At 60.6% G+C, this 25,177-nt stretch carries 28 protein-coding genes; 17 read left to right on the top strand and 11 right to left on the bottom strand.

Going from position 1 to position 25,177, the window contains the following annotated elements:
• Positions 1–28 precede the first annotated feature (28 nt).
• The 4 genes from zwf to N675_RS04270 form a co-directional block, all read right to left on the bottom strand.
• Positions 29–1,387: a glucose-6-phosphate dehydrogenase gene (gene zwf / locus N675_RS04255; RefSeq protein ID WP_038038221.1), complete on the bottom strand. Its 1,359-nt coding sequence runs from the start codon at positions 1,385–1,387 to the stop codon at positions 29–31.
• Positions 1,388–1,552: 165 nt separating this feature from the next.
• Positions 1,553–1,828 (bottom strand): hypothetical protein, encoded by a 276-nt coding sequence (locus N675_RS04260; protein WP_038038222.1) that lies wholly within the window; start codon positions 1,826–1,828, stop codon positions 1,553–1,555.
• A 5-nt stretch (positions 1,829–1,833) separates the two neighbouring features.
• On the bottom strand, positions 1,834–2,556 hold the full coding sequence (locus N675_RS04265; protein ID WP_051914133.1) for an HAD family hydrolase: 723 nt from the start codon (positions 2,554–2,556) through the stop codon (positions 1,834–1,836).
• Positions 2,553–3,902: a M20/M25/M40 family metallo-hydrolase gene (locus tag N675_RS04270; protein ID WP_038038223.1), complete on the bottom strand. Its 1,350-nt coding sequence runs from the start codon at positions 3,900–3,902 to the stop codon at positions 2,553–2,555. The genes N675_RS04265 and N675_RS04270 overlap by 4 nt, the downstream gene beginning before the upstream one ends.
• A gap of 234 nt (positions 3,903–4,136) precedes the next feature.
• On the opposite strand from N675_RS04270, the gene N675_RS13535 reads away from it, so the two are divergent.
• The 3 genes from N675_RS13535 (at position 4,137) to N675_RS04285 (ending at position 6,093) form a co-directional block, all read left to right on the top strand.
• Positions 4,137–5,141, top strand: a complete 1,005-nt coding sequence (locus tag N675_RS13535) for a CAP domain-containing protein (protein ID WP_197066269.1) — start codon at positions 4,137–4,139, stop codon at positions 5,139–5,141.
• A 125-nt stretch (positions 5,142–5,266) separates the two neighbouring features.
• Positions 5,267–5,746, top strand: coding sequence for an MgtC/SapB family protein (locus N675_RS04280; RefSeq protein ID WP_038038224.1), 480 nt, complete (start codon positions 5,267–5,269; stop codon positions 5,744–5,746).
• Complete coding sequence (locus N675_RS04285; protein WP_038038225.1) at positions 5,743–6,093, top strand: DUF488 domain-containing protein; 351 nt, start codon at positions 5,743–5,745, stop codon at positions 6,091–6,093. The genes N675_RS04280 and N675_RS04285 overlap by 4 nt, the downstream gene beginning before the upstream one ends.
• Here N675_RS04285 and N675_RS04290 read toward each other — a convergent pair.
• Positions 6,090–6,755 carry a TrmH family RNA methyltransferase gene (locus N675_RS04290; protein ID WP_038038226.1) on the bottom strand — a complete coding sequence of 222 codons (666 nt, stop codon included), beginning with the start codon at positions 6,753–6,755 and terminating at the stop codon, positions 6,090–6,092. The two genes, N675_RS04285 and N675_RS04290, sit on opposite strands and share 4 nt — an antisense overlap.
• Before the next feature lie 51 nt (positions 6,756–6,806).
• On the opposite strand from N675_RS04290, the gene N675_RS04295 reads away from it, so the two are divergent.
• Positions 6,807–7,961, top strand: a complete 1,155-nt coding sequence (locus N675_RS04295; protein ID WP_038038227.1) for a class I SAM-dependent methyltransferase — start codon at positions 6,807–6,809, stop codon at positions 7,959–7,961.
• Here the strand turns inward: N675_RS04295 and dnaA are convergent.
• Positions 7,958–9,346, bottom strand: coding sequence for a chromosomal replication initiator protein DnaA (gene dnaA, locus N675_RS04300; protein WP_038038228.1), 1,389 nt, complete (start codon positions 9,344–9,346; stop codon positions 7,958–7,960). The genes N675_RS04295 and dnaA overlap by 4 nt on opposite strands.
• A 299-nt stretch (positions 9,347–9,645) precedes the next feature.
• On the opposite strand from dnaA, the gene N675_RS13540 reads away from it, so the two are divergent.
• The 8 genes from N675_RS13540 to solA all read left to right on the top strand — a co-directional run bounded on the left by N675_RS13540 (position 9,646) and on the right by solA (position 17,085).
• A complete protein-coding gene (locus tag N675_RS13540; protein WP_051914137.1) occupies positions 9,646–10,119 on the top strand; it encodes a MarR family winged helix-turn-helix transcriptional regulator in 474 nt (157 codons plus the stop codon).
• Between the two features lie 12 nt (positions 10,120–10,131).
• Positions 10,132–10,572, top strand: coding sequence for a YkvA family protein (locus tag N675_RS04310; RefSeq protein WP_231577931.1), 441 nt, complete (start codon positions 10,132–10,134; stop codon positions 10,570–10,572).
• A gap of 357 nt (positions 10,573–10,929) precedes the next feature.
• The gene (locus tag N675_RS04315) at positions 10,930–11,484 is read left to right on the top strand and encodes a hypothetical protein (protein ID WP_038038229.1); all 555 of its coding nucleotides are present in this window, start codon (positions 10,930–10,932) and stop codon (positions 11,482–11,484) included.
• Complete coding sequence (locus tag N675_RS04320) at positions 11,481–11,843, top strand: winged helix-turn-helix domain-containing protein (protein ID WP_051914141.1); 363 nt, start codon at positions 11,481–11,483, stop codon at positions 11,841–11,843. The genes N675_RS04315 and N675_RS04320 overlap by 4 nt, the downstream gene beginning before the upstream one ends.
• Positions 11,840–12,754, top strand: a complete 915-nt coding sequence (locus tag N675_RS04325) for an ABC transporter ATP-binding protein (RefSeq protein WP_038038230.1) — start codon at positions 11,840–11,842, stop codon at positions 12,752–12,754. The genes N675_RS04320 and N675_RS04325 overlap by 4 nt, the downstream gene beginning before the upstream one ends.
• Before the next feature lie 20 nt (positions 12,755–12,774).
• Positions 12,775–13,512 (top strand): ABC transporter permease, encoded by a 738-nt coding sequence (locus N675_RS04330; protein WP_038038231.1) that lies wholly within the window; start codon positions 12,775–12,777, stop codon positions 13,510–13,512.
• A gap of 237 nt (positions 13,513–13,749) precedes the next feature.
• The gene (locus N675_RS04335; protein WP_038038232.1) at positions 13,750–15,528 is read left to right on the top strand and encodes a M28 family metallopeptidase; all 1,779 of its coding nucleotides are present in this window, start codon (positions 13,750–13,752) and stop codon (positions 15,526–15,528) included.
• 402 nt (positions 15,529–15,930) lie between these two features.
• On the top strand, positions 15,931–17,085 hold the full coding sequence (solA, locus tag N675_RS04340) for an N-methyl-L-tryptophan oxidase (protein ID WP_038038234.1): 1,155 nt from the start codon (positions 15,931–15,933) through the stop codon (positions 17,083–17,085).
• Here the strand turns inward: solA and N675_RS04345 are convergent.
• Positions 17,079–18,062, bottom strand: coding sequence for a queuosine 5'-phosphate N-glycosylase/hydrolase (locus N675_RS04345; protein ID WP_038038235.1), 984 nt, complete (start codon positions 18,060–18,062; stop codon positions 17,079–17,081). The genes solA and N675_RS04345 overlap by 7 nt on opposite strands.
• Positions 18,063–18,219: 157 nt before the next feature.
• On the opposite strand from N675_RS04345, the gene N675_RS04350 reads away from it, so the two are divergent.
• The 3 genes from N675_RS04350 (at position 18,220) to ndk (ending at position 20,858) form a co-directional block, all read left to right on the top strand.
• Positions 18,220–19,932 carry a tetratricopeptide repeat protein gene (locus N675_RS04350; protein WP_038038236.1) on the top strand — a complete coding sequence of 571 codons (1,713 nt, stop codon included), beginning with the start codon at positions 18,220–18,222 and terminating at the stop codon, positions 19,930–19,932.
• 8 nt (positions 19,933–19,940) lie between these two features.
• Positions 19,941–20,291, top strand: coding sequence for a hypothetical protein (locus tag N675_RS04355; RefSeq protein WP_038038237.1), 351 nt, complete (start codon positions 19,941–19,943; stop codon positions 20,289–20,291).
• A 120-nt stretch (positions 20,292–20,411) separates the two neighbouring features.
• Positions 20,412–20,858: a nucleoside-diphosphate kinase gene (gene ndk, locus N675_RS04360; protein WP_038038238.1), complete on the top strand. Its 447-nt coding sequence runs from the start codon at positions 20,412–20,414 to the stop codon at positions 20,856–20,858.
• 86 nt (positions 20,859–20,944) lie between these two features.
• Here ndk and N675_RS04365 read toward each other — a convergent pair whose 3' ends face one another.
• Positions 20,945–21,358, bottom strand: coding sequence for a hypothetical protein (locus N675_RS04365; RefSeq protein ID WP_038038239.1), 414 nt, complete (start codon positions 21,356–21,358; stop codon positions 20,945–20,947).
• Positions 21,359–21,481: 123 nt separating this feature from the next.
• On the opposite strand from N675_RS04365, the gene N675_RS04370 reads away from it, so the two are divergent.
• On the top strand, positions 21,482–22,045 hold the full coding sequence (locus N675_RS04370) for a DUF1648 domain-containing protein (RefSeq protein ID WP_038038240.1): 564 nt from the start codon (positions 21,482–21,484) through the stop codon (positions 22,043–22,045).
• 257 nt (positions 22,046–22,302) lie between these two features.
• A complete protein-coding gene (locus N675_RS04375) occupies positions 22,303–22,662 on the top strand; it encodes a zinc-ribbon domain containing protein (RefSeq protein ID WP_038038241.1) in 360 nt (119 codons plus the stop codon).
• Positions 22,663–22,784: 122 nt separating this feature from the next.
• On the opposite strand, the gene N675_RS04380 is transcribed toward N675_RS04375, so the two are convergent.
• Genes N675_RS04380 through N675_RS04390 form a run of 3 tightly spaced genes read right to left on the bottom strand, consistent with a single transcriptional unit; the run spans position 22,785 to position 25,147 of the window.
• On the bottom strand, positions 22,785–23,363 hold the full coding sequence (locus N675_RS04380; RefSeq protein ID WP_038038242.1) for an FHA domain-containing protein: 579 nt from the start codon (positions 23,361–23,363) through the stop codon (positions 22,785–22,787).
• Between the two features lie 50 nt (positions 23,364–23,413).
• Complete coding sequence (locus N675_RS04385) at positions 23,414–23,941, bottom strand: hypothetical protein (protein ID WP_038038243.1); 528 nt, start codon at positions 23,939–23,941, stop codon at positions 23,414–23,416.
• Between the two features lie 18 nt (positions 23,942–23,959).
• Positions 23,960–25,147: an MFS transporter gene (locus N675_RS04390; protein ID WP_156100815.1), complete on the bottom strand. Its 1,188-nt coding sequence runs from the start codon at positions 25,145–25,147 to the stop codon at positions 23,960–23,962.
• Between the last annotated feature and the right edge of the window lie 30 nt (positions 25,148–25,177).

A 25,177-nucleotide genomic window follows, 5' to 3' on the forward strand; every position in this document is an offset into this window, starting at 1 on the left:
CTACGCACTCCTGTACAAAACCAGCAGGCTACTTACCAATCGGATCCCAGCTGTCACCAGGATCAAGCAACGCGTGCTGGCTCTTCGGCCCTTCCGATCCTTGTTCGTATGGCTCCGGCTCTCCCTGTTGCCACGCTCGCAAGATCGGGTCGACGATGCGCCAGGCTTCTTCGACTTCGCCTTCGCTTGGGAAGAAGGACAGGTCACCGTCGAGTAAGGCGAGGAGCAGCTCTTCGTACGCACCATATTCCGGCTCTTGGCCGAGCGCGGCCTGGAGGCGCAGCTGCTGTGCTTCGTCACCGTGGCGGGTTGACAGCCACAACTCCAATGCCCCGGGCTTCATGCGAAAGACCAGCCGCCCAGGCGGCAAGGTGCCGAGCGGCGCCGCAGGAGCCGGCCTGAACACGAGCGCGATCTCCGCCGCATCGGCAGCCAGACGCTTGCCACTGCGCAGATAGAACGGAATCCCTTGCCAACGCCAGGAATCGACATACAGCTTCATGGCCGCGAACGTCTCCGTTCGCGAATCCGCCGGGATGCCCGGTTCGTTGCGGTACCCGACGTATTGGCCGCGCGCTGCAAACTGATCGACGTTCCCGGGTGGAATTGGCCGGACTGCCCGCAGCGCCTCAAGCTTGTGTATGCGGAGTGACTGGGCATCGAGGCGTGCAGGGGGCTCCATCGCGACGAGGGCGAAGAGCTGCAGCAGGTGGTTCTGGAGCATGTCGCGCAAGGCGCCTGACCGGTCATAGTACCGAGCCCGGCCTTCCAGACCCAATGTCTCCGCGTAGGTAATCTGGACAAAATCAACGTGATAGCCATTCCAAATCGGTTCAAGGAAGCGGTTGGCCAGCCGCACGTGCAGCAAGTTCTGCGTCGCTGCTTTGCCCAAAAAGTGATCCATCCGGAAGATCTGGTCCTCGCGCCAGAACGCGTGCAGCGCCTGGTTCAGGGCTTGCGCCGAAGCCAAATCCGTCCCGAAGGGCTTCTCGACGGCGAGACGCCGGAACCCCGAGCGCTCATCAGCTACGCCCAACGTGCCTAAGGCTTGCGCTGCCTGAGCAAAGAGATCGGGGGGCAACGCAAGGTAGAAGACCGCATCCCCTGACAACTGCTTCAGCCCCTGAAGCCCCTCCGCACTCAACTCCGCCGCCTGGTAATGGATCCGCTCCTGAAAGCGCTCCCACGCTTTAAGCGGAACGCCTGGCAATGTGCGGAGTAACTCGGCCACGTGCTGGCGCAGCTGTTCATCCGACCAGTCCCGCGTCCCAAATCCAAGGATGGTTAACTCTGGCAGCTTGCCCTGGGCAAACAGGCGAACCATGGCTGGAAGAATCAACCGGCGCGACAAGTCGCCGGTGATGCCAAACAACACGAACTGGATCACCGCACCCTCCTTCGCCTCCGACCTCTCTGACGGTGCACTGCCGTCTGCTGGTCACCTTTAGGGTGCTTCGGATCCATCGCTGTTGGCAAGCACAGCCTATGCAAAACACGCCCCAGGGCAGTCTATAGTGCCCTGGAGCGTGTGCTTGCTAAAGGCAGAGGAGCATTACTCGGGCGAGGCGGTTTCGGCCGCTGCCTGCTGAGCGAGCCGACGACGGAAGGTTCGGACTTCCTCCTCGTGGCCCTCAGTCGCAAAGGTGACGCGCGATTGGTTATTCCCATCAGCACGGATAATGAGCTCGACAAACCCAGCTGCGTCCTCATACCGCAGCCGTTCGCCTTCGTTGGCCACGAGCTCCATCCCCAGTTCGTCGCCAAAATACCGGCGTGCTCGCTCAATGACCTCGTTCGGTCGCAGTCGGAACGGATGCGTCTCAGCCATCTGCCTCACCCCCTTTCAGCGTAATCAGCGAGCAGTCGTTGTATTGCACCAAGGACGTCCTCGACGTTGGCAAGGTTCGGAAGCACAGCATCAGCACCAGCAGCCGCGAGCGCCACTGTATCGTAGCGGCCAGTGGCCACCGCCAACGCGCGTGCACCAGCTCCGTGGGCCGCGGCAATGTCGCGCGGCGTATCACCTACGAGCACAGTCCTCGCCGGTTCAAAGCGACCGCCATAATAGGCGGCTGCCTCAGCACACGCGAGCGCCACAAGCGCGCTCCGTTCTTCAGCCTGATCACCGTACGCGCCGATCGGCAGCCAATCTGCTAATGCAGTAGCGGCAAGCTTCGCTCGTGCCACAGCCCGCACGTTGCCGGTTAGCACGCCAAGAGCATAGCCAGCGTCAGCTAGACGCGGCAACACGGAGCGCACGCCTGGTAGCACCCAACTCATCCGCTCCTCAGTCTTCAGTCGCTCACAGTACCATTGCCCAGCAAGCGACAGCGCTGCTGCAAGGCGCTCTTCAATGTGCTCAGGTGGTACTCCAGCTCGTTCCAGTGCGAACCGGGCAATTTGCCGATCAAGCATCCCAGCCAGTGGCACCCCGTCAAGCACAACCGTAATGCCAAACGTCTGCTCAAGCGCATCGCAGAGTACGCGTGCATGCACGGGATCCCCAGCACGCAGCAGCGTTCCATCAATATCGAAGAGCACGCAGCCACGGATCATGCAACATGCACCTCAGGGTAGGCATGGCAAAAGCGCGTCACAATCGCAAAGAGCGCTTTCGTTGCAAAGCGTATCGTATCGACCGAGATTCGCTCGTTATGGGCATGGGCCAGGTCAAACTCTTCTGGATGATCACGCATGGGCATAAAGCCATACACCCGCACGCCTGGCAAGTGGCGAGCATCGGTCGCTCCTGGCACAAGGTACGGCACGACGTGCGACCCTGGGTCAATTTCGCCCATCACCTCGCGAATCGTCACAAAGAACGGCGTATCCGGCGGTGCTTCAATTCCACTTGCCATCGAGAGTGCTTCAACGTGAACCCCTGGACGCACAAGCGCTTGGATCGCATCGACGAAGGACTGCGGGTCTTCACCCGGAAGAATCCGCCCGTCAACGTCAACAGTGACCTCGGAGGGAATGACGTTAATTCGATGCCCACCGTGCACTATCGTCGGCACAGCTGTATTGCGCGTCATTGCATAGAGCATACGCTGCTCGGGCTCAGGCAGTGGCAGTTGCTGCAACATCGTCCAATCGGGTTGCTGGATTGCCTGTTCGACAACTGCCGCGACGTTCCCGCCGACAACGTCGCCAATCGCGCGAAGCATCGTTTGCACCGTCGGCGTGAGCACCGTCGGAAACTGGTGCGTAACGAGCGCCATAATCGACTGGGCCGCTCGTTCCATTGCTGTGTCAGGGATTGGCACCGAGGCATGTCCTGGCTGGCCACGCGCAATCAGCCGCAGCCGCGTCGCTCCTTTCTCGCCGGTCTGGCAGAGGTAGAAGTGATGGCCAGCGAGCGAGAGCCGCGTGCCGCCTCCTTCATTGATCGCATACTCAGCGTCAATCAGCTCTCGCCGGTTCTGCCACATCCAGGCCGCACCATAGCGCCCTCCAGCCTCCTCGTCGGCAAAGACGGCAAAGATGAGGTCGCGGTCGAGTTGCAGCCCGAGCCGTTGGACGAGCAGCATGACCATTAACTCACACGCAACGAGTCCCTTGGTGTCGACGGCGCCCCGCCCCCAAATCCACCCATCAAGCACTTCTCCGCCGAACGGGTCATGCATCCAATAGGCCGGCTCAACGCTCACCACGTCGCTGTGCGCCATCAGCAGCAACGGTCGCGCGTTGCCGTTCCCGCGAATCCGCGCCACCAGATTGCCGCGCCCAGGTGCACTCTCAATGACGTCTGCGGCAATCCCTTCGCGTTGCAGCACCTGCGCCAGATATTGGGCTGCTGCGGTTTCATTTCCTGGTGGATTCACCGTGTTGATCCGGAGCAACGCTTGCAGGTGCCGGACAGCTTCTTCCTGCACCTGTTCCCAGACCATTGTTGCGGTCATCTGCCTATCCTTTCCCTGACCCGGCTCTGTGCCTGATCGATCCAGCACCAGTGCTCAGCGTAGCACGTCAGCCAGCCGACTGAGTGCTTTTGTCCCTATGACCATTCTCCCCGCCTCTGTCTCCCCCTCATGTCCGCATGCCACTAGCCGGAATCGGCCATGAAGCGTTCCTCTCGGCCGCCGACAACTCCCAGTGCAGGGGACCAACCGTCTCCGTGGGAACAAGGGGGGTTCATGCGGCAGAGACGGATGCGAAACTGGATTGGCACACTGCTTGGCCTAACGGCCAGCCTGTTCCTCTGGCTCGGCTTCTCAGCGGCCGCGGGCGCATCCGCGCCAACTGGTTATGACGTCGCCCCAATTTTCCAGCAGTTTTACACCGCTCATGGCGGCGTTCGCATCTTTGGCTATCCCATCAGTCCACCGGTCGATGAAAACGGCCGGCTTGTCCAGTACTTCGAGCGTCAGCGACTCGAGTACCATCCCGAATTGGAGCGTGCTGGGTTCTCCGTGCTTCCTGGTCTCGTCGGTCGGGAAGCGGCGGCGATTGAAGGGCGCACGTTCGGTCCGGTTGCTCCCCAGCCAGGCCTGCAGTACTTCCCACAGACAAGCCATAACCTTGACCCGCATTTCGCCGACTTCTGGGCAAGGAACGGAGACGTGCTCGTCTTTGGCTATCCCATCTCTGAGGGCTTTACCGAAAACGGCGTGCTTGTCCAATACTTCGAACGAGCACGCTTTGAATACCATCCCGAGTTTGCTGGAACGCCCAATGAGATCGAGCTTGGCCTGCTTGGACGCGTTGTGTGGGAGCAGCAGAGCCATGTTGTCCACTTCTCAAGCCTCTCGCTCGCTGAGCAATTAGCCGCTGCCCTCAACGAGGCGCGTCAGCAGAATGGTCTGCCGCCGCTCACGCTCGACCCAGCCTTGACCCAAATTGCGCAACTCCGCAGCGACGACATGGCCCAGCGCAACTACTTCAGCCATACGACGCCAGAAGGCACGACCGTCTTCGACCTCTTCGGCCAGTGGGGCATCCGGTGGAGCTACGGCGGCGAGACGATTCAACGCAATAATTTCCCAATTGACCAAACTGCCGCCGAAGCTGCTCGCTCGCTGCTCGCCAGCGCGCCTCACCGCGCTATCATCCTCGACCCACGCTTCTCACTCTTCGGCGTCGCAGAACGAACGTCAGCCGACGGCATGCACTACTACACCGTCGTCTTCGTCCAACCGTAACGCAGTACGCTCAACCTCTCCCTCCCATGTTCCCGCAGCCCGACGGCGCATCCCCCAGCAGCGCCGCCTGGGCTGCCTCCTCTGTGGTATCGTGACCTTAGGATGCGTGATGGACAGGAGCGCCCATGTCTGACCTCGAGCTCCTCACCCGACTCGTGGTCGCCACACTCCTCGGCGGCGCCCTCGGACTTGAACGCGAATTGACCGCCAAGCCCGCTGGGCTCCGCACGCATATGCTCGTTGCCGAGGGAGCCGCCCTGTTCATGCTTGCTTCGCTCCTGATCGCCCCGTACGGTGGCCCAGACAATCCAACCGACCTTTCGCGGATCGCGGCGAACGTTGTCACGGGCGTCGGCTTCCTCGGTGGGGGGATGATCTTGCGTGCCCGCGACCGGGTCTATGGCCTGACAACTGCAGCTGGTATCTGGGTAGCTGCAGCGATCGGCATGCTTGCCGGTGCCGGAGCCTACTTCCTGGCGGTGGCTGGCACAGTCGTCGGCCTTGCCACCATTACCGCTGGACGCTGGGTCGAGCGGCGGCTTAGCCGTGTCTCGCGAGCTGGCGTTGGTGAGACAGCGGAGCCAAGCGACGAGGAGGGCGCATGATCAAGCTCAAGCGTGTGTACGATCCCGCCGAACCAAGTGACGGCAAGCGGTTTCTCGTCGAGCGACTCTGGCCGCGCGGAGTGCGGAAGGATGCACTGCCGCTTGACGGCTGGCTGCGCGATGTCGCTCCAAGCGATGAACTCCGCCGCTGGTTCCACCATGATCCCGCCCGCTGGGACACCTTCCAACAACGCTACTGGGCTGAACTCGAGACCAAACCCGAAACGTGGAAGCTACTGGTGGAAGCTGCCCGTCAGGGAGACGTCACGTTGCTCTTCAGTGCTCGTGATACGGAGCACAACAACGCCGTCGCCCTGAAAGCGTTCCTCGAATCTCGGCTTGGCTAGCTGCTCGCTTCAGGCTCGTCTACACTGAGAGGTAGCGCGTCTGGCAGCGCGCGCCCCTCTCGCTCCAACCACTTCAGCAAGCGGCGTTGTCGTTCAGCGAAGGGGAGCTTCGGCTGGTTGTACGCGCCGGCCAGGCGGCGCTGCCGGAATGCTTCATAGAGAATGACTGCGCACGCAACCGAAATATTCAGGCTCTGGACCATGCCAACCATCGGGATATACACCGGTGCATCAGCCAATCGCACCGCTTCATCGGACACCCCACGTTGCTCATTGCCAAACACCAGCGCGACCGGCTGGGTGAGATCGAGGGTATAGATGTCAAGGCTTTTACTCAAATCACCGAGATACGTCGCATAGATTTGCATTCCTTGCGCACGCAGCGCGGCGTAACACTGCGGAATATCGGGATGCACGACAATGTCAAGCCATTTCAGCGCACTGCCGGAGACGTGCTCGCTCAGCTCCGGCAGGGCCTCGATGGTGTAGACGAGATGGACGGTCAGCACCCCGACCGCATCGCAGGAACGCAACACCGCGCTGACATTGTGGGGATCATGCACGTTCTCCAACACAACAGCCAAATCAGGCTGCCGCCGCGCTAAGACACCCGTCATCCGTCGCAGTCGCCGCTCAGTGATCGGTCGTCCTGTCTGCCCCATCGCGCTTCTGCTCCCGCGCTAGACTTTCCTTCGGAAGGAGTGCCGGCCGCGATGTCAGCGAACGGTGACCCAGCACTGATTGCGCTTCTTCACGACGAGATCCGCGCTCACGGGCCAATCACCTTCGCGCGCTTCATGGCTCTTGCACTCTACCACCCAACCCACGGCTACTACCAGAAAGCGGTACGGGTCGGCCGCGAAGGCGACTACTTGACCGCGCCGGAAGCACACCCGATCTTCGGCTGGACCCTCGCACGCCAGCTCGACGACTGCTGGCAACTGCTCGGCCGGCCCGAACCGTTCGTCCTGCGCGAGTATGGTCCTGGCCCTGGCACGCTCATCCACTCACTGATCGAGGGACTCGACCGTATCGGCACGCCGTTGTCCCAGCGTCTGTGGTACCAGCCAGTTGAGCCCAGCGCAGCTCACCGTGCTGCCCTAGAAGAGCGATTGACCGCTCATGGCCTCGGCCAACGTCTTCTGGACGCAACGGCACAGCCGATCACCGGCGTTGTGTTAGCCAACGAAGTCCTTGATGCATTACCTTTCCATCGTGTCAGCTGGCACGACGGCCAACTGTGGGAACAGTATGTTGATTGGCAGGAAGGCCGCCTAGTCGCCGTCGAGGGGCCTCCGTCCACTCCAGCACTCGCTGAAACACTTCACGCGCTCGGCGTCACCCTTGCCGAAGGCCAAACGACCGAAATCTGCCTCGCCTTAGCTGACTGGGTCGCCGAGGTAGCTAAGGCACTCGAACGTGGCTACGTGCTTGTCCTCGACTACGGCTATCCTGTTCCCGAGCGCTACGACCCCCAGCGCTTCCCACATGGCACGCTCAAGACGTATCGCGCGCATACCGTCAGCGACGATCCATTAACCGCCGTTGGTGAGCAAGACATCACCGCCCATGTTGACTTCAGCCTGCTCGCCCACTATGCTCACCAGCACGGGCTGACGGTACTCGGTTTGACGACGCAGGCCGAGTTTCTTGCCCAAGCCGGCCTTGGCGACATTCTTGTAGCACTGCAGCACGAACCCGGCATGACCGCCCACCAGTACCTTGCCGCCCGGGCCGCTGCCTTTCACTTGCTTGATCCGGCTGGACTTGGCCGCTTCCGGGTCATGATCCTTGGCAAGAACGTGCCACCGACGCCGCCCCGCGGCCTCGGCCAGCGTCTCCTCTGCGGGGTTGCGCCAAGCCACTAACCAGCAAGTAACCGCTCTCGTACAGCCAGAACCTCGCCACGCAACTGCGCATCGTGCTGGAGTTGCTGCTCAATTTTTTCGATCCCGTGCAGCACGGTTGTATGGTCACGGCCACCAAGCCGCTGGCCAATTTCCACCAGCGACAACCCCAGTTCTTCGCGCAGGAGATACATGGCGACCTGCCGAGGCACAACGATGTCACGCCGCCGGCCTGGTCCCACGAGGTCGGCAGTCGAGATGCGATAGTAACGGCAGATCGTGTCGAGCACCGCCTCTGGCGTGAGCTGACGCCGCTGGGCCTCGGTATGCGCATCAGTCAGTGCCTCAACCGCGAGCTCAAGCGTTACTGGCCGATGGTAGAGTTGGGACAACGCCACCACGCGGTTCAGTGCCCCTTCGAGCTCACGGATATTCGACTCCACCTTGCGGGCAATGTACTCGAGCACGTCTGGAGGGATGGTGACGCCAAGTTCACGGCCTTTTTCGGCCAGGATCGCCTGCCGCGTCTCTAAGTCAGGAGGCTGAACGTCGGCAATCAGCCCGCCTTCAAAGCGTGAACGCAAGCGATCCGTCAAGTTATGGATCGCTTTGGGCGGGCGATCGCTGGAGAGCACGATCTGCTTGCCAGCCTGGTAGAGCGCATTGAACGTATGGAAGAACTCCTCCTGCGTGCTTTCTTTGCCGGCAATGAACTGGATGTCGTCGATCATCAAGATGTCGATCGTGCGATAGCGGTTGCGGAACTCCTCGGTCCGCTGCAACCGAATCGCCTCAATCAGATCATTGGTGAACGTCTCCGATGAAACATAGCGCACTTTGAGATCGGGATGTCGGGCTAGCGCACGATGACCAATCGCATGCAGGAGGTGCGTCTTTCCCAGACCTACTCCGCCATAGATGAAGAGTGGGTTGAACTTATCTGCAGGTCGATCAGCAACCGCCAGCGCCGCTGCGTGCGCGAGCCGGTTATTCGGCCCGACAACAAACTTCTCAAACGTATAGCGGGGATTCAGCCCATGCTCAGGGGTAACCGCCAGCTCGAGCTGACGCGGGGAAGCTGGCGGTTCCGGTTCAACCACCGTGCTACGCCGCCCGCTGCGTCGCTGTCCCACGCTCGCAGCTGCCGGAACTGGCGCTTCACTGTTCAAGACCGTGAACTGTACGCCGACTGGCCGGCCAAGGATCAACTCGAGCGCTTCCTGGATCAGCGGGGCGAATTTACTGCGCAACTGCTCAGCTGCAAAACTGTTTGGCGCTCCAACGGTCGCGACATCACCCTCGAGTGAGACGAGTTCCGTATGACGGAGCCAGGTCTCAAAGTTTGCGCGCGAGACCCGCGTCTCAAGCTCCCCTAATGCTGTTTGCCAGAGTTGCTTGGCTCGCATTGGCCCGGCCCCTCCCACCGTGTACGTACACATGGTGGGATCAGCGTAGCACGTCGTGAGGTTGCTGACAAGGTGTGTCAGCCAGACAACGCCGAGCCGGGCAGGGCGCCCGGCTCGTGCGCGGGAAGGGGAGGGGTGGAGCGGGTCTCGCTCCAGCGGGATCAGAAGCGGGCTGGGGAACCCCGCTTCCACTATAAGTATACGGCCGACGGTTGCAGAAGGTTCCCAGTTCCCCAACGCGCCAGATCATGGTACCCTGTGACAAGCACGACACGGTCTTGGGTAGCTCGGGAGGAAGAATGACCGATCCAAGTCGTGAGCGGTTGATTCAGGAGATCTGGAACGCACTTGATGTTGTCCTGCGCACGACGCACGCGCGCGCCGCGCCTGTCTGGCGAGAACTCGATCTCTCCACTGCCCAACTGAAAGTGCTCTATCGCCTCGCGCATACTCAGCCTGTGACGGTGGGTAAACTCGCACGCTGGCTCGGCGTCAGTGGGCCAACCGCCAGCCATCTCGTCGACCGACTCGTCCAGGCCGGTCTGGCTGAACGCGCTGAAGACCCGCATGACCGACGCCGGACGCTCGTTCGTCTCACTGAAGCTGGTGAGCAACTCCATCAACGGCTGCGCGATGGCAACCGCGCTGCATTGAACGAGTTACTCACCCGGCTTTCGCTCGACGAATTGTCCGCGCTTCACCAGGGAATGGCTGCGCTCGCCCGCGTTGCTGAGGCCGAGCAGGAACACCCCGCTCCAGCGCCATCGCGGTAGGTGTTGCCGGCCATGAACGAGCCCAAGGACCGATCACCACAGCTACCACGTTCGCTGTTCGGTCGTGCTCGCACCTGGGCGACGGAAACCTTGCCGGCCGATGCCGCGATGCTTGCAGCATTGCTTGCGGCACTGATTCACGACCGGCGCGTTCCGTGGTCATCACGTGTGCTGGCTGCTCTCGCCCTTGCCTATCTCGCAAGCCCAATTGACCTGATTCCTGACGTTATCCCCGTTCTTGGTCAGCTCGACGACGCCGTGATCACTCCTGGCTTACTTACCCTCGCGCTCCGGCGGATCCCACCTGACGTCGTCGCCGAAGCGCGCCAAACTGCGAGGAGTTGGCAAACGCACTGGCGCTTGGTTGGCATCGCACTCGTCGCGCTCGTCTGGCTTCTCATTCTCGCCCTCATCTGGCAAATCATCGCAGCCGTGCTCACGACCATCAGGTAGTCTTCCAGCTTGTCTGCTTCTACGCCACGCCATATACGGGCGCATTCCACAGGGCGACGCTCGCTTCTCCCGCACAAACGCTTCATTCCCAATCCGTTGCGGGGAAGAGCCGACATGATCCAGAAGAACTGCAAGCTTGCCTACCCTCTTACCGACTGAAAGCCTCACGGTGAGGCCTTGCCTGCGTCTATCAGACGAAAAGTCGCAGAACGTCTCTCGGCTGAGAGGCTCAAGCAGGACATTCGCACCGAGCATGAGCAATGAACCAGGGCTTGACAAGCACGTCATCATAGAGTACTCTGCATTGCAGAGTACTCTACAGATCTTGTGAGTACTCGATGGAATGGAGCGACGTCGATGCAAACCGAGGAAATCCGCCAAGCGTTGGTCCTTGTCGATCAAACGAGCCAGAAAGTGCGGCGTGCTCTCCTCCGCGATTCCTTCGCCCCATTTGCCATCCTCTGGGGAGCAATCTGGATCGTTGGATTTTCGACCAGCGCCTTGTTTCCAGCCGCTGCGGGGATCCTTTGGATAGCGCTTGATATCGTTGGCTTGGTCGCCAGCATCATCATCGGAAACCAGTATTCCGGTCGTGTCCTTTCGCCGAATGGGCTACGGCTGTTCTGGTCCTGGATCGCGTTGGCCGGATACGCGGGACTCGTCCTCTTTGTAGCGCGGCCTCTTCCCCCGCTGAGAAGTAGCATGCTGCTCGTGATCATCATTATGGCTGGCTATGTCATCCAGGGCATCTGGCTGTGGCGAGGCCAATTGATCGTCGGCCTCGTCATTACGGCGGTGACGCTCCTTGGAGGATGGTTGCTGCCAGACTACTACTTGTGGTTAATGGCGCTCCTCGGCGGCGGCACGCTCCTCGGCACTGGCCTCTATCTCTGGATTGCCTACCGGCCATGAGTCAATTGAACGAGCTAATCCACCAACCGACACGGTTACGCATTATGGCAGCGCTGAGTGCGCTCGGGCCTGGAACTGAAGTTGAGTTCACGTATCTCCGTGATATCCTCGACCTTACCGACGGTAACCTTGGTACGCACTTGGCGAAGCTCGAGGAAGCAGGATACGTCGCTGTGCGCAAGACGTTCGTTGGTCGGAAGCCCCGCACCTTCGTGAGCCTCACACCCCATGGGCAACATGCCTTCGCCGAGCATCTCGCGGCGCTCCGCGCCATCCTCAACCCAACGCTCGTTGAGCCAAATGGTGCATCACCTGCCACAACCGACACGCAGCCGAATCGAAAGGGGGACAAAGCATGACGCCGATCATCGTCGTTGATCACCTTCGAAAAATCTACGGAACTACCGTTGCAGTTGACGACCTCTCGTTTACTGTTGAACAGGGAGAGATCTTTGGTCTGCTCGGACCAAACGGGGCAGGCAAAACAACGACCGTCGAATGCCTCGAGGGGTTGCGGCGGCCGGACGGCGGCAGGGTTGCGGTACTTGGACACGATCCCTGGCGCGAACGACACGTGTTGGTGCATGAGATCGGCGTCCAACTCCAAGAATCGGCCCTCCCAGACCAATTGAAGGTGCGCGAAGCTCTCGATCTCTTTGGCTCGTTCTACCGACGCACGCGCGACGCGGCCCAGCTCCTTGAACAGCTTGGCCTTGCCGAACAAGCGCGCACACCGTTTGCCAAACTCTCGGGCGGGCAAAAACAGCGCCTCTTCATCGCCCTCGCGCTTATCCACGATCCCCAGGTCCTCTTTCTCGATGAATTGACGACCGGACTTGACCCTCAAGCCCGCCGCGCTATCTGGGAGTTCATTCGCCAGATTCGCGAGCACGGGAAGACAATTCTCCTCACCACCCATTACATGGAAGAGGCGCAAGCGCTCTGTGATCGGATCGCCATCATTGACCGCGGACGGCTGATTGCCCTCGATTCCCCGGCAAACCTGGTGCGGCAGTTTGCTGGCCAAGTCCGCGTCCTCCTCCAGGCTGGAGCAACCCACGAATGGGATTGGCTCCGCCAAATTCCGGGGGTCAGCGCCGTCGAATTCCGCGATGGCCAGGTAGTGATCACCGTCTGCAACGAGCAGGTCGTCAGCGAGATTATTCAGGCCTTAGCGGCTCGCGGAATTCCCCCACTTGGACTCACGGTACAGCACGGCTCGCTCGAAGACGTGTTTTTGGCGCTCACCGGCCAACAGGTGCGCGATTAGCGTGGATGAGGAGGCAGACAATGCGCGGCTTCTGGATGCTCACCTGGACTGAATGGAAACTCTATCTCCGCAATCCGTTCGCAGCGTTCTTCACACTCATTTACCCAGTCATGCTCATCTTCTTGTTCGGCAGTATCTACGGAAACGAACCTCGTTTCGCTGGTTTCGGCACCATTGATCTTTCTGTCCCAAGTTACATTGTCCTTATTATCACAACTGTTGGGTCACTCTCACTGCCAATCCACCTCTCGACCTATCGTGAGCGACGGATCCTCCGTCGGCTGGCAGTTACCCCAATCTCGCCGCTCGCGCTATTGGGAGCTGAAGGACTGACCCTCTTCGCCTTCACGTTGAGTGGCACCCTGCTTATGATCGTGGCAGCGCGCCTCTTCTACGGCTTACGTTTTGCCGGAACCATCACCAGCGTGGCTGTCGCGTTCGTGCTCAGCTGCCTCGCCCTGTTCTCCTTTGGATTCCTCGTTGCCAGCCTCTGCAATTCGGCACGCATGGCTCAAGCAGTCAGCTTCGTCATCTTCTTTCCGATGATGTTTCTTTCCGGCGCCGCTCTGCCACGCGAGATTCTCTCTGAAAACCTGCGACGCATCTCCGTGATCTTCCCGGCAACCCCAGCTGTTACACTCCTCCGTGCAACGTGGGTCGGAGAATCACTCCGCACCCACCTTCCGGCACTTGGTGGCCTGTTAGCCGTCTGGATCGTCTCTTCAGTGCTTGCCAGCCGCCTCTTCCGCTGGGAATAGAGGCGCTCTGTGGGCGTCGCAGGACTCCCGCCCTGCGATGTCCTCTCCATCCAGCAGGAGGCAAGGAAAGCGACTCCCTCAGTCGCTCTCCAGTGCCTCCTGCTGGTGCATCTCAGGCCGCCTGCAGCGTGACTACTCAGCAGCGCGTTCCTCAGTTACGATTCCGCGGGAAGCGAGCACGCGGCGGCAACGATGCACGCAACGATGCCCGGCTGATGGATAACCAGGGAGGAAGGCATGCTGACACAGTGGCGCGACCCAGAAGCTGAACAGGCCATTCTCGAGCAGATTACGATCGATGAGCCGTGGGCTCTCCTTGAGCGCTTTAGCACGCTCGAACGCCTCTCCGGCAGTCAGGACGAAGCCGAAGCGGTTGCGTACATCCAGGAACGGCTGGAAAGTTGGGGTATCCCTTACCGGCTCTATCACCCTACATGCCTCATCAGCCTGCCGCGCCGCGCAACACTCCGCACCCTCGCCCCTGTTGAGCGACCGATCCGTGCCAAAACTCTTTCGTTCAGCCCATCAACCGACGGGCACGAGATTGTAGGCGAACTGGTCTACGTTCCAGGCGAGCAGCCGACTGACATCGCCGGCGTCCTTGGCAGCGGCCCAACTCGCCTCACTGCCGATGTCCACGGCAAGGTCATCCTGACCGACGGCATGGGCATGGCCGCACGCGGTGTCGAGCTTGGACAGAGTGGCGCACTCGGGGTGATCTTTATCCACCCTGGCCAGTACATCCATGAAGGCATTGCGACGACGAGCTGGGGATCACCTGACCTTGATGCCCTCGGCCGCGTGCCGCATGCCCCACTCCTGTCAATCGCTCGGCCTGATGGCGAGTGGCTCAAAGAACAACTTGCCAAGGGGCCGGTTACTGTTGCCCTTTCCACGGTCGTCGAAACCAGCTGGCGTCCTATCCCCGTCCTTGTCGCCGAAATTCCGGGTTCGCCAGCAACTGATGAGTTCGTCCTGCTGCACGCGCACCTTGACTCCTGGCACGTTGGTATCGGCGACAATGCGACTGGTGACGCGACGTTGCTTGAGCTCGCCCGCGTCTTCTGGCAGCATCGCGATCGCCTCCGCCGGACACTCCGCGTCGCCTGGTGGAGCGGCCATTCACACGGTCGATACGCTGGATCGACCTGGTTTGCCGACACATTTGCCCAAGATCTCGTGCCAAACTGTATTGCTCACATTAACTGTGACTCTCCGGGCTGCCGCTGGGCCACCGAATACCGCGACCTCTCATGGATGGCTGAGGCAAGCGACCTGCTCCGCACTGTCGTCTACGATCTGACACGGCAGCAGGCAACGGGTACGCGCCCATCACGCGCCGGCGATTACTCGTTCAACAACCTCGGGATCACTGGTTTCCTCATGCTCTCATCGACCATGCCAGAAGAACTCGCCCGTGCGAAGGGCTTCTATCCCGTCGGTGGCTGCGGCGGCAACATTGTCTGGCACACGGAAGACGATACCCTCGAGGTTGCCGACCCCGATAACCTGCTGCGCGACATGCGGGTCTATGCTGCCACAGTCCTGCGCGTGCTCAATGCGCCCGTTCACCCCTTCGACTATCGTGCGACGGTTCGCGAACTTGAAGGAGCGCTGCTCCGTTATCAAGAAGCTGCGGGCGACGCGTTTGACTTTGGGCCAGCCTTCCGTGCTGCCGGCAACTTGCTCACCACCCTCGACCGATTCTATGAGCTTGCCGAAACCCTGCTCGATCGCGAAGTCGATGACCCCGATGTCCGACGGATCAATGCTGCCCAACGTGCACTTGCCCGACACCTTGTTCCGCTCGGCTACGTCCGGCAGGGACGGTTTCGCCACGATCCAGCACAAAACCTCCCACCGATTCCGGAAATTGCGCCTGCCGCTGAACTGGCGCATCTCCCACCCGAGAGCGACCGCTGGCACGCTGTTCGCGTTCACCTTGGCCGTGGACTGAATCAGGTCGTCTGGACGCTTCGCGCCGCCCAACGACGAATTGCCGAGATCCTTCCGTGATACGGCGCGTGCTCTACCCCACTGCATGCTTCTGCCTGCCAGGCACAGCGCTACGCGGCTTCGCCAGGAGCCAGCCGTGGGATGTGGAGAACTTACCCGCAAATGTGGATAACTCCATCAGGTTATCCACACCATCCGGGGAGAGTTGGCGCTTTCTTCGGGGATATCATGGGGATCACTCCTCCCGCAACGGGGATAGTTCCCCGACTCGTCACTGCGTCACAGGGCACCAGGGAAAACACCAAGCTGAAACGGGCTGTTGCCCACACAGTCATCCAGGGCAACATTGCCGTCCCGACGAGGGAACGTGCGGATTTCCCCACAATCCACACGCCCGACGAAGGACGACGAGATATACACAAAGAAGAGAAGAAGAGATCCACACGAGGAAAGGAACGGTGCGTGGAACACTACGATGTAATTGTCCTTGGTCTCGGAATTATGGGAAGCGCAACCGTTGCTACGCTTGCTCAACGTGGCTACCACGTCCTGGCACTTGAGGCGTTTTCGCGGCATCATACCAATGGCTCATCCCATGGCCGGACACGGATTATCCGTGAGGCCTACTTCGAATCGCCGGAGTATGTGCCACTGGTCCGGCGAGCGTATGCGCGCTGGCGCGAACTCGAGGAGGTGACTGGACGCCGCCTTCTCCACATCACTGGCGGCTTGAGCATTGGCCGACCAGAGAGTGCATTCGTTGCGGGAGCGCTGGCAAGCGCCGAGCGCCACCAGATTCCCTATGAACTCCTCGATGCCTCAGCACTGATGACGCGGTTTCCTTTCCGCGTGCCTGACGACTTTGTCGGCTTACTTGAATCACGTGCTGGCTTTCTTGATGCTGAAGCTTGCCTCGATGCCTGCTGGGACGTTGCCCAACGCCACGGAGCCGCGTTGCGCTTTGAAGAACCGGTGCTGCAGTGGTGGGTTGACGGAGAAGGGGTAGCTGTTCAGACAGCAAAAGCCCGCTATGCCGCTGACCGACTCGTCATAACGCCTGGTCCATGGGCTCCGCAGGTGCTCGCCGGCCTTGGCCTTCCCTTGACTGTCCGACGAATCGTGAATGTCCATTTCGCGCCTGCTGACCCAAGCCGGTTTGCCGCTGATCGCCTACCGATCTATCTTCTTGCGGTCGATGAAGGGCAGTACTACGGCTTCCCGGCCTTGCCTGAGCAGGGCGTGAAATTCGGCCGTCACGATGCTGGCGAGCCATGCACCCCTGAGACCTGCCGTCGGACTGTCACCGCTGACGAAATTGCCGCGCTCCAGTCTGTGCTCAACCGGTATGTGCCCGGTGCGGCGGATGGTGTGCTCTGGTCGTTTACCTGTCTCTATACTATGACCCCGGACGAGCACTTCATCATCGATCGCCATCCCCTCTGGCCACAGGTTGTGCTGGCTTGCGGCTTCTCGGGCCATGGGTTCAAGTTCGGGAGCGTTGTTGGAGAGATCGTGAGTGACCTTGCTCTCAACGGCAAAACCGAGCATCCAATCGGCTTCTTGCGCCTGCAACGCTTTGCCGAGAGCACAGGGAGCCAGGCGGCTAAGCATCAGTAGAAGATAGTTCGCGTTCGGTGGTAGGGCGGCGCCTCGGGCGGCAATGTTTGACCAATTTGCCAAAGTGCCCAATCGACTCGCCACGCTGGCCAGTTGCCGCTTCGTTGGTCGAGCATTGCTGCGAGCCGTTCAACTGCTTGTACGGTCGCAGCGCGGATTTCGACCTCCCACGCACTCCCAGCGGGAATGAGCATTCGCTGGTCAATATGCGCTGCCAGATCAGGCGTGTAACGCAGTACCCCATGCCAACGGAGTACCTGGGGCAGCTTGTAATCAGCGAAGGCGGTCAATATCGTCATATCCGTGAACTGCCCCAGAGGATGCCCGTGCAGCGCCCCAGCGATATCGCTCACCAGCAACTGTGCCCGCTTGTAAAAGCGCACTTCCTGCCCCTCATAAATGGCGATGTCGTTGAATGAAGGAAAAGCCTGCACGACGAGCCGGACGAGCGTGGCTGCGCTTCCCTGTGCACGTGCAAGCAATGTGTGAAAGTGCCCGTCTGCGTGCGCAAGGAGCCCCTTCCCGACTTCGCGCATGTGGCGCACGCGGGCAGAAAACAGGGGGATTTCGCCCTCTCCTGCAAGAATCGCTGCCACCTCGTTGTCCGTGATCGTGGCCAGGTAGTGCGCGTCCCAGAGTGGTTTACCTTGTTCAATAGCGCGCCGCAACGCTGCTGCCAACGCCCAGTACCCGTCGTATGTGACGCCGCGGTACTGCACGCGCCAGCGTGGCTCACCCCAAAAGCAGAAGTTCAGTGCATCGAGCACCAGCACATAGTTTGCCGTTGCTTCTGGTGCCCTTCGCCAGTGAAGCGGATGGTCCCAACTTGGTTCCCCCTCGGCATAGCGAGCAATTTGGTCAGCGAGTGCAGGAAGTGCTTCGTCCGCAATGGCAACACTTTTTGCCCGGCTCATGACCCAGGCTGTTGTCTCGCGCACGCCAAGGGGGTCGCTAACCGGTTCTCGCCGTTCTGTCATCGCTCTTCCTACCGTTTCCTCTCGCCGATCTAGGACGAATGGCAGCTGTAGCTCTGCCGCGCAAGCTCGTATACTGGCGGTGAAGTATTCCGGATCAGCCGCGAGGCGTGGGAGTAGGAGCGGACGCCGCGTCGGCGCAGGGTGGGGGTGAGTGGGAATGACCATGCGACCCATAACTGAAGTGGTGCAGCAGGCGGAAATGGCGCTTGAACAGGGTCGCCAGCTTGAGGCAGTGCGGCTTTGCCAAGCGTTGGTGACTCGCTTCCCGAAATACTTCCGGGCTTATCTCCTCCTGGGCCAGGCGGCGCTGCGACTTGGCGACCTCCTTCTTGCTGAAGAAGCGTTGCAGGCAGCCCGCCGCTATCATCCTGGCTCGTCCGAAGCTCTGCTTGGCCTTGCCGATATTGCCGAGCAGCGTGGCCAGCGTGAGCTTGTGTTGCGTTATTGTCAGGCTGCGTGGGAACTCACTCCATGGCAAAGCTCGCTCCGCCAACGCCTCGCCCGCTTGAGTGCCGCCCTCTTTGGCGAAGGTCAGCTCTTCTTCACGCTCCCCGCTCTTGCTTCAATGTACATCCATCAGGGGCGCTGGATGCGGGCTGCTTTGGCTCTGGAAAGCGCGCTCCGTGATCTGAATGATCGTCCGGATCTTGAGCAGATGCTGGCGCTCGTTCTCTGGCGTGCTGGTCGCGTGCGTGACGCGTCGCAGTGGGCACATCGAGTGCTTGAGCGGTTGCCAGATGCTATCGTACCGTTGGCGGTGGTGATCGGTACTGACAATGGTGACGCGTCGGTGATTGCTCCTCGCTTGTACGACGTTGACCTTGATGGTCAGGTCATGGCACAGGTGCTTGCTGAGTTCGGGGCGGTGGATGCATACCAGAAGTTGAAGTATCCCGAGCCGCCGATGATTGACGAGGATGCGTTGGTAGCAGCGCAGCGTGAGCCTGCTCCCTTGCCCTCAGCTGAATCGACCGTCTCGCTCGAGCAAGAACTGGCGCTCCTTGACCAGCTCTTTCGTCTCCCGTCCCTCGACGAGCTCAGTACCCCGCCATCGCAACCAGCGGCACAGGGTGAGCCCGTTGCTCACACGCAGGATCAAGCTCCTCCACCAGAACCGCTCCTTTCCTTGCCGTCGGATGAAGAGCTTGAGGCGGCGCGGCCTTCGGATATCCCTGCCGCGCCCGAATTCGTACCGCTTGATTCTTTGCCCGATATTGCACCGTTCTCTCCCGAGGAACTCGGCCTCGTTGAGGCTGCTAGCCCTCAAGCTAGTGAGTCTACCCATCATCCCTCGGCTCAGGCTGAGCCGAATGAGGCTGAAGATCAGGTCGCCGAAACGCTCGCGCACCTCGGCGTTACTGACGACGTCGTTGAGCGTGCCCGTGCGGCCAAGCAGCAACTGCGCGAAACCGGCATCTTGCCGCCACTCCCGCCTGAGCCGCCATCTGAGCTACCTTTCCAGCTTCAGCAGGAAGCGCCAGCCGAACCAGCAGCGGCAAGTCCATCGGCTGACGTCCCGCCAGCAGTACCTTCACCTGCCGTGTCCGCTGAACCGGTTCCTGACCAGCCGAGTTCCGCCGGTGCGCAGGCGCCTGCTCCACCAGGTGATTCAGCGGACGCTCTTTTCGCTGCAGCGCAGGCTCAGCTTGAAGCGGGCCATCTCGATGAAGCATTGCGCCTCTTTCATCGAGTTTTCCGTCTTGGTCCGGCCTACGACCAGCAGCTTGTTGCTGTGCTGAGCAGGATTGCTGAAGAAACGGAAGGGCGTGAGGCGGCTGCGGCTGACCGTCTACTCGGTGCCATCTATCGTCGGCAAGGTGCCGATGCCCTCGCTCGCCGCCACTATGAGCGTTCGCTTCGTCACCGCTAGGGGTTCGTATGGTGCTCCACGAGCAGGTGCGTGCGGTGTTACTTCGGCTCCTTGCCGAGCAAGCCGTCCTCGGTGCGCTTGCTGCCACGGTCGACGGATTGATTATCGACACCCTTGCCTTGAGTGCTGAAGATGCTGAACGACTTGGTGCTGCCTCAGCGCTCCTTGCACGCCATGCATTGGCCCGTGGCGAGCGCAGCGGCGTCGTCGCGCTTGGTACGGGCGCGCTTGCCTTTGCGCTTGGCGAACGGATTTTGGTGGCTGCGTTGCTCGATGCGACACTTGCTGGGCAGTCAATTCCTTCGTTCCTGACTTCGGCGGCTGATCAACTTGATGCGGTGTTGATGAGTGAGCGCTGAGTGCTGGCGTGCGTTGTCGCAACGCCGTTTGCCATGCTAGGCTAGGGAGTCCGGCATGTGCCGGCTTTGTTTGTGTATTGTGCATGCTTGCCGATGTGGAGATGTGGAGAGGAGTTGAGTGTGGAGCGCACGCTCATCATTATCAAGCCGGATGCCGTTCAGCGTGGCTTGATTGGCGAGATCCTCGCCCGCCTCGAGCGGCGTGGACTCCGCTTCGCTGGTCTCAAGCTCATGCACGTCAGTCGTGAGTTAGCCGAAAAGCACTATGCAGTGCACCGGGAGAAGCCGTTCTTCGCCGACCTCGTGCAGTTCATTACCTCTGGGCCGGTGGTTGTGGGCGTCGTCGAAGGCCCAGACGCGATTGCGATTACCCGGCGCACGGTTGGCGCGACGAATCCTGCGGAAGCGGCTCCTGGCACGATCCGTGGTGACTTTGGCTTGACGATTGGCCAGAACTTGATCCATGCCTCTGACAGTCCAGAGTCGGCTGCGTACGAAATTGACCTCTTCTTCCGCCCCGAGGAATTGCTGAGCTATCAGCGCGCAATTGACCCTTGGATCGCCTAATCCCGGCAATGTTTCACGTGAAACATGATGCGGCCGCTGACAGAGGCGGCCGCGCTGTTTTGCTGTCCTGCTGGTCTTGGTACACGCTACGTATCTGACTGGTAGATGAATAGTGGCTGGGCATGCCAGGCGCCAATAAGCCGTGCTAGTTCATCGCGGAGTTCAGCATCGCTCAAATTCGGTGCAAGCGAGCGACGGATCACGCGCGGCGTTGCTCCAAAGCGCTCGTGCCCGGCACTTCGCCCTACCTCGCGGTCTCGCCAGTCCGGCCGGATGATCTCGACCACGAGGTGGTCACCTTCTTGCAAGACGGTGAGGCTGTGTCCGGGCGCAAGTTCTAATCCTATCGCTCCACTACCCTCGATATCATCAAAAATGACGGGATAGCCTGGATAAAACGCCCGATCGCGAAACTGCGCGACAAGCGCCCGAAGAATGGGCAGCAGCCGCGCACGCAACGCCTGCAACTGTACCTGCCCTGTCCTTGTCTCTGCCGTCACGGTTGCCTCCTCACTCGCTCCCTCTGCTGCTCAACTATATACTGTCGCGTTACCCTTCATCCTCCCGAGGCTTCGTTCCTGTATTCTTTGCGAGGGTAACGTTATAGGGTGAGGAAACAAGCTGTGGGAATTGTCCACGTACCGCCACAGCCGCTCAGCCGCCGGGGACAGTGGCTCGCTGGGTTGCTCGTGCTCGAACTTGTCGCAATCTGGGGAATTGGACTTGGACTCTTCTTCCGCCTCCCGCCCGTTGTCCCAGTGCACTTTACCCTGCACGGCGAGCCGGATCGCTATGGAAGTCGCACCGAATTGCTCTTCCTGTTGCCAGCGTTGAGCATTGTTCCGGTGCTGTTCTTGGCTATTGTCCGCTGGCGCTTCGTGCTCGTTAACCGGTTCCCTTATCTCATCAATCTGCCGGCCTTCTTTCTCGCCCTACCATCGTTGCCGCCTGAACGGCGCTCTGCCTGGTTCAACCGGTATATCGAGGCAATGGTGGTCTTTGCCGTTCTGACCACGCTGTGGCTCCTGGTTCTTGAGGTTAGTATCCTGACGAGTGCACTTGTCCAGATTCCGGGATCGATCTTTCTGCTCGTGATGCTCATTGTGCCCTTCGCTCTCGTCGTAGCCTTTCTCGTCTGGCTTCGTTCGCTCGACCGTGCGCTACGGGCGGAAATCCAGCATGGGTAGCCGGTATGTCCTGCTCCCTTTGTCAAGGGAAATGGGGAAGCGGAAGAAACACGGTCTGCCCCTCTTGCGAAAACGGGAAACGTGTGATAAAGTGAAGTGGCTGGTCTGGGGTGCCGCGTGAAGCCCGAGGCGACAGAGAGGGCCTGTCCCCGAGTTCATCTCAGCGAGATACCCCCTGCAGCCAGTGTGAAGTGTGTTCGTTTGTTGTTCGCACCAGCAATTGGTGCGATGAGCCCTACTAAGGAGTACCGGAAGAGATGAGCTTCGGGTTCCAGGATAAGACCCTCGTCTGTCGTGACTGTGGTGAGACCTTCGTCTTCACCGCGGGTGAGCAGCGCTTCTACGCTGATAAGGGATTCACTAACGAGCCAACGCGCTGCCCTTCGTGCCGCCAACTCCACCGCTCCCGCAGGAACAGCCGTCAGGAAGGTTCCGGTGGGTACCGCGGCCGTGACAACCGCGATCGCGAGCCGCGTGGCGAGCGTCAGCTCTACCCCGCGATCTGCAGCGACTGCGGCCGTGAGACCATGGTGCCGTTCGTCCCGCGGGAAGATCGGCCCGTCTACTGCTCAGACTGCTATCGCGCTCACCGGCAGTTCTCGCCGCGCGGGTACTAACCGCGCAGCGTAAAGCGTGAAATCACCGCCGCTCGGTTGCCCTCGCCGAGCGGCGGCTCTTTTTCTCCTACACGAGGTGGCATGCCTGCTGCACGCGTTCGCTTGTGCGAGTGCTCTACTTCCTAGCGGCGGATCGGCATCCCGCCACGGTTCAGCGCCTGCTCCGTCGTCGATGTCGCTAAGTAGTGCACGGTGATCGCGCCAAACGTAATCTGGTCACCGTGGCGCAAGATCGCGTTGCGTACCGGCGTGCCGTTAATTCGCGTCCCGTTGCGACTCTCGCGGTCAATCAATTCGTATCGTCCATCTGGCCGTCGGATCAGTTCGGCGTGGTATGCCGACACGGTGGGGTGGTCGATCACGATGTCGTTGTTGGGGTAACGTCCAATCCGAACCCGATCTTGCACGAGCAGCACCGTCCGCCCCGGCATGACGAGCCGGGGCGTGGACTGAAGCTCAGGTGTCGCTCGCCCGGTCAGCGCCTGCACAACGCGTGCCCAGAACTCGCCGACCTTCTCGACGATGCCTGGCGCGGTGTTCACGACTGGCAATGCCAGCACAAAGAAGATCACTGCCCCCGAGAGTAACGTAAGTGGATCACGGCCAAGCAACGGAGCTCGCCGATACACGGCTACAAGCTCAACGACCCAGAGGACGATGAGGACGATGTAGATTAATGCTAGCCAGGGATGTGCGCCCACTGGTCGCCTCCACCCTCTTGCTATTTCGAAGTATACGGTCAGTGTATCCTCTATTGTATCCGACGGTTATCCTCATCCAATGCAAGCTGTACGGCAAGGGTCTGCAGGGCGCCTTCGCGATCGGCTCCGGCAGCTGCCAGTTGGCGAAAAACCCGGCACAGGACTGCTCGAATTCGCTGCTCACGTTCAGCATAGGGCGCGGTGGCAGCATTAGCCCACGCGTCGGCAAGCGCAGCGAAAACGGTGTACGCATGGCCCGGTGCGAGCTCGTTGACGAGCGTTGCCAGGAGCGCGCGCCCAGCTTCATCGGGTTTCGCATGTCGAGCGCTCAACGTGGTGATGGCAAGGAGGGCCGGTGCGCCGAGTTCCGCAGGCACGCGATCAACGAGTAGCCGCAAGAGGTCGCTCTGCGCATCCCAGAGTGCTTCCCAGGCGAGCGAGGTGTGTTTGGCCAACGCCGTTCGGTAGGCCGTCACGCTGGCTTCACCGGTAAACCAGCGCGCCCATTCTTGCGCTCGTTCGATCCGCAGTTCCGCTGTTGTCTTCTGTCTCGTCCCTCGCTCGTCGGATCGCCACATGCTCCCCCCACCCGTTGCTTAGGGGATAAGCGTACGCTCGTCATGTGCGACTGGCTCGGGCGCCGGCGCTTGGGCTAGCTTCTGCTTAATGGCCACAATTCCCCAACAGAGCGGCACAATTGCGCCGAGTGCCGCCACGATGGGCGTTCGCGGATGAATAATGTAGAGCCAGCCAGCAGCATACGGTGCAAGGGTTGAGCTGGCACTTCCGATGATTTCAGCCAGGGCAAACGCTGGTGGACGCAGGTGCTCCGGGGTTACTTCGCCGTAGGCTGCGTAAAAGACTGACCAGGCTACCAGGAATCCTCCCCGCAGCACGTATGCGACAACAAAACTTGCCAGCGAGTGGCCGATCAGGAGGAGCACCATACCCGCCGCAACGAGCCCAACCGAGACCATGAGTGCGGTAAACGGGGCCTGAAGTGCTCGCACGCGGCTGATGGCAATGCTCAGGACGACGCTTCCCACCGCGGCAGCTGATCCGAACCAGCCAATCCACTCGACCGGCACGCTGTGCACGTCTTGCAAGTAGTTCGGCGCAAGAATAAGCCCGAGTTGCAGGACTGTCAGCGTAATGAGCATCAGTGCGCTGACCCAGCGCACTCCCGGATGGGCTAAGGCGATTCGGTATCCGGTTGCGCTACCAGGGGCAACCGGCGACGTTGGGGCTGGCACCGTTGCGAAGGTCAACGCTGCACACGCGGTGAGGATGCCTGCCCCGATCAGCGTCCAGCGAAGCCCAAATGTTTGCCCGATCATCCCACTAATGGCCGGCGTGATCACGTAGGCGAACGATGGCGCGACAGTGTAGACGATCGTAAAGATACGTGTTCGCTCAGCCGCATCCCCACCGAGTCCAGCAAGGAGGTTGGAAAGCGCTGGAAACGCCAGCACGCCCACGCTTACCAGGACGAGCGGCAGGAGCACATGCCACCAGTGCTGTGCAATGCCACATCCCAGCAAGCCAAGCGCAGCAAGTCCCCGCATTGCCACGATCAAACGCCGTGGTGGTACGCGGGTAGCGAGCATGGTGCTTGGCAGAAGAAACACCATGCGCGCTAAGCCAGAAAGACTAATGACCAGCCCGATTTGTGGCGGTGACGCGCCAAGTGACGCTAAGTACAGAGGCCACAGGGTATTGTAAAGCCCGATCGCCCCTTCATTGAACAGCATGCCGATGGAGAGTCGGAGCATTGTTCCGCGCACAGTGTTCCTCCCACACCCTGACCCGGCAGG

The sequence above is a fragment of the Thermorudis peleae genome (assembly GCF_000744775.1).
GTDB classification, from domain to species: Bacteria; Chloroflexota; Chloroflexia; order Thermomicrobiales; family Thermomicrobiaceae; genus Thermorudis; species Thermorudis peleae.